The sequence below is a fragment of the Orientia tsutsugamushi genome (genome assembly GCF_900327275.1).
Lineage (GTDB): Bacteria > Pseudomonadota > Alphaproteobacteria > Rickettsiales > Rickettsiaceae > Orientia > Orientia tsutsugamushi.
In genome coordinates this window covers 1,965,583-1,977,981 of sequence record NZ_LS398548.1, presented here as the reverse complement: position 1 = coordinate 1,977,981, position 12,399 = coordinate 1,965,583, and the positions used below count along the sequence as shown (strand labels likewise).

The following is a 12,399-nucleotide window of genomic DNA, read 5'->3' as shown; positions in this document are numbered from 1 at the left end:
CAATTAGTTAATCTTATTTTTTGTTTTTTCTTATATGAGCAATTAATTCACTACTACTTATAACCTGTTGTTCTTGACTTCCTAGTGTTCTTATAGCAATTTTCCCGGACTCTGATTCTTTTTTACCAAGAATAGCAATTAAAGGAACCTTAGCTGTAAAAAAATTACGTATTTTATAATTAATTTTCTGATTAGAAATGTCAAGTGTAGATCTAATATTGTTATCAATTAATTCTTGATGTAGCTGTTTTGCATAGTTGACCGCTTCGTCTGTAATTGATACTACTGCGACTTGTATTGGAGCTAACCATATTGGCAACTTACCAGAGTAGTGCTCTATTAATATGCCAATAAATCTTTCAAATGACCCTAATATTGCTCGATGCAATATTACTGGACGCTTTTTACTTCCTTCAGAACTAATATAGCTAGCATTAAGTCGCTCTGGTAAAACGAAATCTACCTGTAAAGTACCACATTGCCATTCACGTCCAATTGCATCTGTTAATATAAACTCAAGCTTAGGGCCATAGAAAGCTCCTTCGCCTCGATTAATAGTATATTCCTCACCTAATGTTTGAATTGCATGAATTAAAGCTTGCTCAGCTTTATCCCATATTTTATCTGTACCAGCCCGTTTTTCAGGTCTGTCTGAAAACTTAATCTTTACTTCTGGAAATCCAAAATCTTGGTATACTTGTTTTAATAGATGGCAAAATTTTATTGTTTCATCGGTAATTTGATCTTCTGTACAAAAAATATGCGCATCATCTTGCACAAAGCTTCTCACTCTCATCAACCCATATAATGCTCCTGAAGGTTCATAACGATGACAAGATCCAAACTCAGCCATACGCAGTGGTAAATCTCGATAGCTTTTTATCGTATAATTAAAAATCTGTATGTGCCCAGGACAATTCATTGGCTTTAATGCAAGAGCGCATTTTGTTTCTATACTATCTTTAATTAAATTATGATCTTGCTCAGCAGCGTTGGTATCTAAAGTAAACATATTTTCTCTAAATTTTTCCCAGTGCCCAGACTTTTCCCATAGTTTTTGATTCAGCACCATAGGAGTATTAACTTCAATATAGCCAGCTCGTTGAATTTGACAACTAATATAGTCTTTAATAATTTTAAAAATAGTCCACCCTTTACTATGCCAAAATGGCATACCTTGCGCTTCATCCTGAAAATGAAATAATTCAAGTTCACGGCCAAGCTTTCTATGATCTCGCTTTTGAGCTTCAGATAGTCTATGCAAGTAAGATTCAAGGTCTGATTTCTTTCCCCAGGCTGTACCATAAATTCGTTGTAAAGACTCATTTTTACTATTACCACGCCAATATGCTCCTGATACTTTAGTTAGCTTAAAATACTTCGCGCAGTAACCCGTACTTGGTGAATGAGGCCCACGACACAAATCTACAAAGTTTCCTTGTCTGTATATACTTATTTCTTCAGATTCAGGAATTTCTTCAATAAGCTTGACCTTATAAAACTCTTTTTGCTGCTTAAAAAACTCTATTGCTTTAGCACGTAACCATACTTCTCGTTTAATTAAATCATTTTTGGTGATAATATCTTGCATTTCTTGTTCGATAATTTCTAAATCCTTGCTAGTAAAAGGCTTATCGCGAGCAAAATCATAGTAAAATCCATCTTTAATCACAGGCCCAATAACCACTTGAGTATCTGGAAACAATTTTTTAACTGCCTGAGCTAGAATGTGAGCAGTATCATGACGAAGAATTTCAATTCCTTGCACACTATCTATAGTAATAGCTTTTACTGTTGCAGTATTAATAATAGGTATATAAAGATCCATTAACTCATTATTTACTTCAACAGCAATAGTTTTTTTGAATAAAGAAATCGACAATGACTGTATGATTTCTTGGCCAGTAACTCCTACCTTATATTGTTTAACTGATCCATCAGGAAGAATAATGTCAATCATATATACCTAAATATCTCTAGAATTTTTTAATTGTTTTTGAAGGCAGAATGCTTTATATTGGAAGTTGTTAATAATTACTTGTTCAAAATGTTATATAACTTATAAAAACACTTGTTTAGGTATTATAAGTCAAAAAATCAACTAGTCAAAGAAACTATTTACTAACAATCAAAATTGATAAGATTTGTATAATACAATCTACAATACTAAAATTCTTCAAAATTACTTTTATTAAGAATATAATATTAACATGGTAAAAATGCCGCATTGGCCAATTCCTTGGCGCAATCATATAAAATATGACCTCACTAGAATTAAATTATTACTATCAGCTTTACAAAATCCACATCTAAAAGTACCGCCAGTCATTCATGTTGCTGGAACTAATGGAAAAGGATCTACTATAGCTTATTTAAAAGCAATATTTGAGACTAGTGGTTATAAAGTACATAGTTATACTTCTCCACATTTACTGAATTTTAATGAAAGGATTACAATTGCATCTGAGTATATTGATGATAGATATCTATTTAACATTATTGAAAAAACTAGAACTACAGCAGCTAAAGTAAATATAACACCCACTTTTTTTGAAGGCACTACTGCTGCAGCATTTCTAGCATTTGCAGAAAATAAAGCTGATATTTTACTATTGGAAACTGGAATGGGTGGAAGACTAGATGCAACTAACGTAATAGATAATCCTATTGCAACAATAATTACCCCAATTTCATATGATCACATGGAATACTTGGGCCCTACCCTAACTACTATTGCCACTGAAAAAGCAGACATTATTAAAGCTAATGCTCCATGCATTATTAGTTGCCAAGCGCAACAAGTATATGATCTTCTAATAGATTATGCTATACAAGTAAAAGCTATCCCTATAGTATATGAATATGATTTTGGTATTCAAAAACAAAATGATAGTTTCAAATTTTTATCTCATAATTTTACTTATCAATTTTCTCTGCCATCTTTACCAGGTAACCACCAAGTTATTAATGCTGCTACTGCTATCGCAACATGCAAAGCTATAACTAAGCATTTTAATTTTAGTGCTAATGATATTCAAAAAGGTATAAGTAATACTGTTTGGCCAGCAAGGTTAGAAAAAATTGATCTATTACAATATGATAAAATTTTTAACATAATTATGAAGCATTTATGCAAAAGAAACATTGATGTACCACATAATATACCACAAATTTGGCTCGATGGTGCCCATAATACTGGCGGAGCTCAGTCATTATCTAATTTTATTAGAGAAAATCTAACACCACCAATATATTTAATTCTAGGGATGACAAGCAACAGAGAAGTTAAACCTTTTTTATCATATTTTACAGATATTGTTACTCAAATTTTTACAGTGAGTGTAATATCTGAACCTGCTAGCTATGATGCTGAAAAGCTAGCAGCATATGCTAACAGTTCTGGGATCATATCTATTCCTACTGAATCATTAACAGATGCTATAATTGCAGCTATTAAATCAAATCAAGCTTTTGTACAACAAAATGGTAACATAATCATTACTGGCTCACTATTTTTAATGGCTGATTTTTATAATCTAATTAGAGGCTAATATAGATTATTTAGTATAAAATAAATACTCTATATAAAATAACCTCTAAATACAAACAAAGTTGCAACAAGTGTTTATAAAGCTCTATTTACTTCTTCTTCAGGTTCGATTTTGCTTGAAGCTTTTTAATATCACCTTTCTTCTTCATATCAGTATGTTCAGTTGTGCTAGCAACTTTTCCTAAATCAGTGTCATTTTTTGCATCTAAACTCACTACTTGCTTATTATCAGTACTATCTATTGGTTTGTTTTTTTTACTTTCTTCTGGCGCATTTAAAGCATCAGTCATTATCTTAACATTAGCGGCATCATACAAATCCCTTGCATATTTTTTAACTCTAATGTTAAACGTATACTCGTTAATTTCTTCTTTACTTGGTATATGCGGAACTTTGCTATTTAATTTTATAAGTTGCCATGCTGTTTTAGATAACTGCATAGGCTCAGATACTCCACCTTCTTGCATTGCAAAAATATGATCTGGTAAATCTCCTTGAAAAAACCAGTGTTCAACTAAACCACCATTTTCTTTTGTTTCTTTATCCAATGATTCCTCTTTAGCAAGCTTTTCAAAAGATTCACCTTTGCTTAACTTATCTTTTACTTCTTTTGCTTTTTCTTGGCTATTTAGTAAAATATGGCTAATCTTAACTTTTTCACTAGCAAACTGTTTTTGATAAAAAGGATACTCATCCTCTTTTAAAGCTGGTACATTGTTCTTTAATAGCACCTGTACTGCCAAACTACGTTTTAGTACTTTTAATGCTTCTTGAAAAGTTAAATCATTTTCAACATTTAACTTTTTAACTTGCTCCTCAAGTAACTTATCAGTAACATAAGCTTCAATTAAATCTTGCTGTTGCTGCAAAGAATATGAATAGAAGCTTTTTATATCCTGATTAATATATGCTGCTACATCCGATGCAGTAGCTTCTTTATTGTTATAAATTACAACAACCTTATTTTTTACAACATTATTCTCATGACCATTTAATGCGTTCATTTTGTTGTTGCCATTAACGACTGAAATCTTACTTTGATCATTATTTTGAGCTTGACATGAAATAGCAAACAGCAATGTAGTAGCAATTGAAATTTTCGTAACCAGATTTTTAATCATAATTATTTTACTTTATATAATGTAAATTTTATTAATATCTTTTTTAAAGATTAAAGCAATATTAGTCAACTAAATTTACAGCAATCATATTATGAATACTTTTAAAAGTACATATTTTGTTGTATGTATATCTAATAATAAGCACAATGATTTAATATAATCTACCAATAACAACTAACTCTTTACTTTCGATTCTATCGCTTATAATTAAAAAGTAAAATAATCCTAAATCGACATATTTAAGAATGATGTTAAAATTTATAAAAAGTATATTTAAAACGCCTAGCGATAGAATTATCGCAAATCTTAAATCAAAAATTCAACAAGTCCATAGCGCCGAAAGCAGCTTAGCTAAACTTAGTAACATCGAGCTAAGAAACAAAACTAATGAATTTAAAGCTCGCCTAGCTAACAATGAGCCTATCGACAATATACAATATGAGGCTTTTGCAGTAGTAAGGGAAGCAGCAAAAAGAACTATAGGAATACAACATTATGACGAACAACTAATTGGAGGAATATTGTTGCATCAAGGTAAAGTTATAGAAATGAGCACAGGCGAAGGAAAAACATTAGTAGCAACACTACCATCATATTTAAATGCTCTTATTGGTAAGGGAGTTCACGTTGTTACAGTAAATGACTATTTAGCTCAAAGAGATAGTGATTGGATGGGAACAATTCACAGGTTCTTAGATATAACAGTAGGATGTATTACTAGCAATACCAATGAGCACGCAAGAAAAATTGCTTATAATAGTGATATTACCTACATAACTAATAATGAGCTAGGATTTGACTTTTTACGAGATAATATGCAATTTACTAATCAATCAAAAGTTCAGAGAGGTTGTAACTATGCAATTATTGATGAAATAGACTCAATTTTAATTGATGAAGCTAGAACTCCTCTAATTATTTCTGGCCCTGTAAGTGACAATACATCATTATATCCAATAATTAACAAACTAATAACAAAACTTAATAAAGATGACTATGAAATGGATGAAAAACTACGTAATGTCACTCTCACAGATTCAGGAATTAATAAATTAGAAACAATGCTTGCTGAAATCAACATACTAGCTCCTAATAGCAATAGCTTGTACGATTTTGAAAATATGCACCTAATTCATTATATTAACCAATCTCTAAAAGCACATACACTTTTTCGCCGTAATGTTGATTATCTAGTTAAGAATGGAAAGGTTATTATCATTGATGAATTTACTGGCAGAACAATGGACAGTAGAAGATATTCTGAGGGACTGCACCAAGCATTAGAAGCTAAAGAAAAAGTTGAAATTCAAAATGAGAATCAGACATTAGCTTCAATTACCTTTCAAAACTACTTTAGAATGTATACAAAACTATCTGGTATGACTGGTACTGCTATGACAGAAGCCACAGAGTTAAAAGAAATATATGATTTAGATGTCGTCACTGTCCCTACTCATAATCCAGTACAGAGAATAGATTACGATGATGAAATATATAGCACTAAGAAAGACAAATATAGTGCTATAATTCAACTAATTCAAGAATGCTATTCTAAAGGGCAACCAGTACTTGTTGGAACTGTTAGCATTGAAAAATCTGAAGAATTATCTAAGCTTTTACATAGCAAAAAGATTCCTCATAATGTTCTGAACGCTAAACATCACGATAAAGAAGCTTCAATTATTGCTCAAGCAGGTAGAATAAAAGCAATCACCATCGCAACAAACATGGCAGGCCGTGGTACAGATATAATGTTAGGCGGAAATGCTGAAATGCTAGTAGATCAGTCTAATTTAACGGAAGAAGAATATCAAGAAAAGTTAAAAATAACTAAGATGCAGATAGAACAAGAAAAAGAGCAAGTCATTAATGCTGGAGGGCTTTTTGTGATCGGAACTGAGAGACATGAAAGTAGAAGAATAGATAATCAGTTACGAGGAAGATGTGGACGCCAAGGCGATCCAGGACAAACAAAATTTTTTCTATCTCTAGAAGATGATTTAATGCGAATTTTTGCTTCTGATAGAGTAACAAGCATTTTACGTACAATAGGATTAAAAGATGGAGAGGCTATTCATCACCCTTTAATTAATAGATCTTTAGCAACTGCTCAACAAAAAATCGAAGCCCAGAATTACGAAATTAGAAAAAATTTATTAAAATATGACAATGTGATGAACGATCAGAGAAAAGTGATATACGAACAACGAAATGAAGCAATCAGCTCTGATAATGTTAATGAAATACTACATAATTTAACTGAAGAACTAATTGTAGAAACTGTACATAAATTTATTCCACCAAAATCTTACAAAGAAGATTGGAATATTCATGGACTACTTAAAGAATACCATCATATATTTAATGTTAAGCTTCAACCAGGTCATATTGAAGATACATCTACTTCATCAGAAGTAATAGAGTATCTTACTAAGACTGCTCTTGATATATACAAACAACAAGAACAGGATTATTCAGCTAAATCAGCTAATGAGGCTATTAAACATATTTTCATTAAAACTTTAGATCAGACCTGGAAGGAACATTTATACACATTAGACCACTTAAAACAAGGAATATCTTTAAGAGCATATGGACAAAAAGATCCTCTTAACGAATATAAAAGAGAGGCATTTGATTTGTTTAAACAAATGCTATTGCACTTAAAATACCTTTTTATTCAAAGAGTAGCTCGGTTACATATTGATTTAGCTTCTTCGCCAAAAAGTACTAGTTCTTTATTAGAGACCTCAGATAATAACCTTAAAGGCAAAATTATTACTGAAAATTCTATGGCCCATAAATATTTTGGGAAAATATCTCGTAATCAATTATGCCCATGCAATTCAGGAAAAAAGTTCAAACATTGCCATGGCGCATTAAAGTAATAAAAGTTTGATCTAATAAGTCATATGCCAGAATACAAGAAGTAAAAAAGAATGATTATTCAAAAAAAAGATAAATAAAAATATTTATTAGACATATACGATAAGAATTTATTAAATAGACCTTTCATTATTTATGCTAAATCTTATGAATCAATTATCGCTTCTTTCTATGCTCAAACCTCATTGCAAATGACTATAATAATTCTGTAATTAGGATGAACAATCCAAATTGTCATAAAAGTCTACATTTAAAAACTATAGCTAAGCTACTATAAAACGGTTATATTGCATATTTCTTGAAAAGCATATCTAGACCATAGTAATAGCTAAACTATTATAACTGTTTTATAGTGGCTTAGCTATATTATCAATGATATTATCAGTTTTAGTTTTTAATTGTTCAGCATTTTGATCAAAAGCTGCTTGTAGTTCTTGTTTAGTCTAACTACTAGTAGCGTAAATGCCCCTCCATTTTGCATCTACTACACTGTTTAGTGTATGTTTTGATATTCTACTTTTACTAATTTAATGACTTCAGGTATCACAAGCTCCTTAACAGCTATCATACCTTTATTTTTCAGCATTTCGTTAAAATTTTTATCTTCTAAAGGCATTACAATACTAGTGATTGCTCCTTTTCTTTCTAATATCTGCGCTACCTCATTTATAGTGCTTACATATTCTTTATTTTGTTTATCATTATTTGCAGCTATAAGAATCTTTTCTCCTTGAAATGGTTGATAGTACTTCAAATCACTTACAGTTGAGACATATACCATTCTACTATCGATGCCTACCTTCTGCAGACTTAATATTGCTGCTTCTTCTGATAGAATCGTTACATCGTAATCGTACCATCTTTGTTCTTTTATTTGCGTAAATGATGGAGTAGCAATATCTTTGTCAGACTGTAGTTTTATGCTATTCTCTTGCTGTACTCTTTCTACTTTAGCTGATTGCTCTGGTTTAGGAGTAAATTGGTAATATTCTTCATTAACATGAGATCTATCATTGATATCAGTTACTATAGACTTAACCCAATTACAGATTTTACTAAAACAATTCGTTTTTTTCTGTTTCTGCTCTTGTTTCAAATCTTCAGCAGTTTTCAAGGTTATGCTCGCTGATTTATCATTTGGGTTGCTGATCTGATATATTAAACTGTTAAAACTTTCAGTAGCTTGCCTATTGCAATATAAACGTAATTTCTCTACATGCCTTGTCATAGCTGTATATGAGCTACTTATGTTACTTACACCATTATGAAGAATATATACATCTTTTATGGAAGCTCCGTGCGCCTTATAAACAGTACTTGCATAACCATGTTTAAAATTGATTTTACTTGGATCAAAGCTAACATCTTTTCCTGTATCTGTCTTAGCTACAAACTTATTTTTATTAACTGATACTAGAGTTGCAAATTCACTGTTTTCAATTTGTAAGTCTTTATCGCTTGTTTGAAATACAATTCTATCTCCAGTCATATAAGACTCTTGTTTTTTAGCAATTGAACGGCTATATTCATGACCTTTTAATGTACTATTAGCTTTTAACAAGCTTCTGATATTCAAATTAAGTTTATCAACGTCCTTGTTGCGTACTGTAATTATTAATTTTTCTTGTAGCTTACACTTGCCATGACTCCAGTCATATATTAACTTATTCATTGAGTCCTGCAATGTATTAGCAAACTCTATACAGTTGTTTTGTTTCAGTAATGTTATGCCGCTTAAAATATTACCTTCAGCAAACTTTTCAGCTACTTCCCTGCTCCAATTTTCACTTTGCTTTCTAACATCTGTTAAAACATGTGAATCATAGGTATTAGCTAGTATCTCAAACATTCCCCCTCTTTCTACTGAAGCTAGCTGCCTTTCATCTCCAACAAGTATTAGTTGACAATTATTGTTTCTAACTACCTTAAATAGCTCTGCATACTCTCTAGTACCTACCATTCCTGCTTTATCTACTACTATTAAGATGTCTTTAGTAACTGTATTTCTTTGATTATATAAAAATCCTTTTATTGTATTGCACTCCTTGTAACCTTTACTCTTCAGCTCTGACACTGCCTTATGAGTAGGAGCAAGTCCAATGATATTCTGACCACAATTTATAGCAAGCTTGTATACTGCTGCTAAAACATGAGACTTACCTGTACCAGCTCTTCCTCTTAGCACTCTAACTCCACTAGTACTCAGCAGAATATGTTTTAGAGCTTGTTTTTGCTCTTCACTGACATTGGTCAGGCTTTCTATATCATTTTTAAGGTTGTAAATATCTTTGTAATAAACTTGATCATTGATTTTATTAGCCATTCTGATTATTCTTGCTTCCTCATTTCTAACCTCAACTGTTGTAAAATATTTGCTAATCTTACCATCATCATGATATAATTCTAGTACTCTACTTGAACTAAGCACTTGTTGAACTAACATTGCTCTTTCTATTTTGTTTGGTATATCTTTGACTTCTTTTTCAACACGCTGCTTGGTAAAAATAGATTGATAATGTGTTATAGAATCCGTTATTACATCAGCATCTTTAACAATTTTTAAATAATACTCTCTACGTACTTCATTATCTACTATTTCATTAATTAAACCTCTAATTATAGGTGGCCTAATCTGAGCTTGCTGTACTCTACTTATCTGATCAACTCTATTTAATAAGCTTAACTTAGCAAAATATGAATTAATTACTTCTTTAAGCTTTTTCATGAACCATCTCCAATTTTGGAACAACAAAAATTTTGCTAGCTACATCTCTCCTTGAGTGTTTAAATTTACTGATTTATCAACTAATCCTTCGCCATTCTCATCAAATTCTCTAGTAGTAACTAACATATGTACATACAAACTTTCTCTCATCTATAAGACTTATAAAGCTCTATCTGGACTATAAGACAATTTTCCACCCATTCCATCATCACCTTAACTATTGATAATTTTTATTATATTCTTTAAATTTAGCTCCTTATCGTCCTGCAAAGCTATTACGATATCCTTCAATAACTTGCTATTGCTTTTTTCTGTCCTTTCAACTTCATTCATTAACGCCTGTGCGTTTTTTGAACTTTTAATTTGTATAAGTTGGTATTAGTACTGCATAGAATATATTACCTTGCTTATGAGAAAAAATATAACATATATTTTTTTAAGTTAGCATGTTTTTTTTTATTTGGCTAGTTTATATTGCTTTTTTTGTAACTAATCAGCTAACAAATGTTACTTTTTTTAACAGAAATATTTTTAAGTACTAATCTGAATAGGAAATATGAGCAAGATAAAGTTAAAATTTGTTAAACAAAATAAATCTTCGTATTGAAAATATCATAGATACAGAAGCAGATACTCCAGATAAAATCTTATAGTGATAAAGCTGAAAAAGCAGCAAGAAGGAATATGCAGCCTTCTTTAAAAATACAAGTTTCACGGTATACAGAATGTAGCCAAACTAATATAAAACAATTATAACACCAGATTAGGATAAAGGAAAGCATGAAAAGCATAATGTAAAAGGTCTACAAGAAATAATGTACAATTATAATTATGCAATATATTTAAATATAATTTCAATTAATAACTGTTTATTTATTGCTCATATTTCTACAAGTATTAGTTCATAATACTATACTTAATAACCTTAACATTGACCATTGTAACACTTGTATATTATCTCTTTCTAACTGTTTCTTATTCTAAATTTGCATTTACAGACATGCTAGTGCGGCATTCTATTCTTACCTACATATAGTCCAGATTTAAATCCTATAGAACATTATTGGTTTAAGATTAAGAACGAAATAAGAAAAGTTACTCCTCAATTCAAAGATATTAGCATGTCTGTAGAACACTTAATGAAGTTTATCTGATTGTACCTATTTCCTACGTTATTGCTATATCTACCAACTTATTATCCTAATTTAATCTTATTAAGAAAAAATTGTTTCAAGCTAAATCAAGAAGCGCGAAATATCACTGTAACGTAGATACACTTTTCAAAAAGTATATAACATAACTATTTTATAAAGGTTTAGCTATATTAAGTTAGCTATTTGTTAACAGCTTCTAAAATTATGTTATAGTTGCAATTGATAAAATATTAAAAAGAGCAATTATAATAAAAATATGTGAAATTCATTGATTACTGCTTTATAAAGCTTTCTTTTAAATGGCAACGCATTATTTATCAGTTGGTTACTATTCATCCACTTCCATTGACTAAATTCTGGGTATATTGTATTTATATTAATATCTTCATCCTTTCCAAGGAATTTTATCAGAAACCACTTTTGTTTTTGCCCCTTAAAGTTGCTATTCCACAATTTATGCACAAGAAATTTTGGAATGTGATAGCTGTACCAATTTCTACTTTCTGCCATTATAATAGCTTTATTGCAACCAATTTCCTCCTTCATTTCTCTTAATACAGCTTTACTATATGTTTCTCCCAAAATGATTCCTCCTTGTGGCATTTGCCAGTATTGACGTGCTGAATCTATTCTTTGACCTGTAAAAATTTCTTTCTTCTGATTAATAATCACCATACCTACACCTATCCGATATGGTAAGTTATTGTAATTTTTTATTTTATCATCCATGATGTATAAAGGCTTTAATTTGTACTATTATTAACTACAGTTCAATATAGAAAATAGAAAAACATAGATCTGAATTTTGCACTAATCAAGTCTTCGCGTTAACAACAGATATCATAAGTTCTAATAAAAGAAAAAATAATTAATTCTGTAAAAACGCTAGTTCTTAATAAAAAAGATAACTAAAAATGAGTTAGCATAAGTACTAAAGCAACAACTTTCTTTCCTGTAAAGTAT

Annotated in this window: 6 protein-coding genes and 1 pseudogene; 3 read left to right on the top strand and 4 right to left on the bottom strand. The window is 30.5% G+C overall.

The genetic code is table 11. The features are described 5' to 3' along the window. Positions 1 to 13 precede the first annotated feature (13 nt). The gene (gene thrS, locus DK405_RS10290; protein WP_045912387.1) at positions 14 to 1,960 is read right to left on the bottom strand and encodes a threonine--tRNA ligase; all 1,947 of its coding nucleotides are present in this window, start codon (positions 1,958 to 1,960) and stop codon (positions 14 to 16) included. 250 nt (positions 1,961 to 2,210) lie between these two features. Here thrS and DK405_RS10285 point away from each other — a divergent pair, with 250 nt between their 5' ends. Next, positions 2,211 to 3,551, top strand: coding sequence for a bifunctional folylpolyglutamate synthase/dihydrofolate synthase (locus DK405_RS10285; protein ID WP_045912388.1), 1,341 nt, complete (start codon positions 2,211 to 2,213; stop codon positions 3,549 to 3,551). Positions 3,552 to 3,639: 88 nt separating this feature from the next. On the opposite strand, the gene DK405_RS10280 is transcribed toward DK405_RS10285, so the two are convergent. Beyond that, entirely contained in the window at positions 3,640 to 4,671 is a 1,032-nt protein-coding gene (locus DK405_RS10280; RefSeq protein ID WP_045912389.1) for a peptidylprolyl isomerase, read from the bottom strand. Between the two features lie 248 nt (positions 4,672 to 4,919). Here DK405_RS10280 and secA point away from each other — a divergent pair, with 248 nt between their 5' ends. Further along, positions 4,920 to 7,559 carry a preprotein translocase subunit SecA gene (gene secA, locus DK405_RS10275; RefSeq protein ID WP_045912392.1) on the top strand — a complete coding sequence of 880 codons (2,640 nt, stop codon included), beginning with the start codon at positions 4,920 to 4,922 and terminating at the stop codon, positions 7,557 to 7,559. A gap of 491 nt (positions 7,560 to 8,050) precedes the next feature. Here secA and DK405_RS10270 read toward each other — a convergent pair whose 3' ends face one another. Beyond that, positions 8,051 to 10,282, bottom strand: coding sequence for an ATP-dependent DNA helicase (locus DK405_RS10270; RefSeq protein WP_052691664.1), 2,232 nt, complete (start codon positions 10,280 to 10,282; stop codon positions 8,051 to 8,053). Positions 10,283 to 11,289: 1,007 nt separating this feature from the next. Here DK405_RS10270 and DK405_RS10265 point away from each other — a divergent pair. After that, positions 11,290 to 11,436, top strand: a pseudogene (locus DK405_RS10265) (transposase); the annotation flags it as partial. A gap of 243 nt (positions 11,437 to 11,679) precedes the next feature. On the opposite strand, the gene DK405_RS10260 reads toward DK405_RS10265, so the two are convergent. Then, on the bottom strand, positions 11,680 to 12,165 hold the full coding sequence (locus DK405_RS10260; protein ID WP_011944565.1) for an RNA pyrophosphohydrolase: 486 nt from the start codon (positions 12,163 to 12,165) through the stop codon (positions 11,680 to 11,682). Between the last annotated feature and the right edge of the window lie 234 nt (positions 12,166 to 12,399).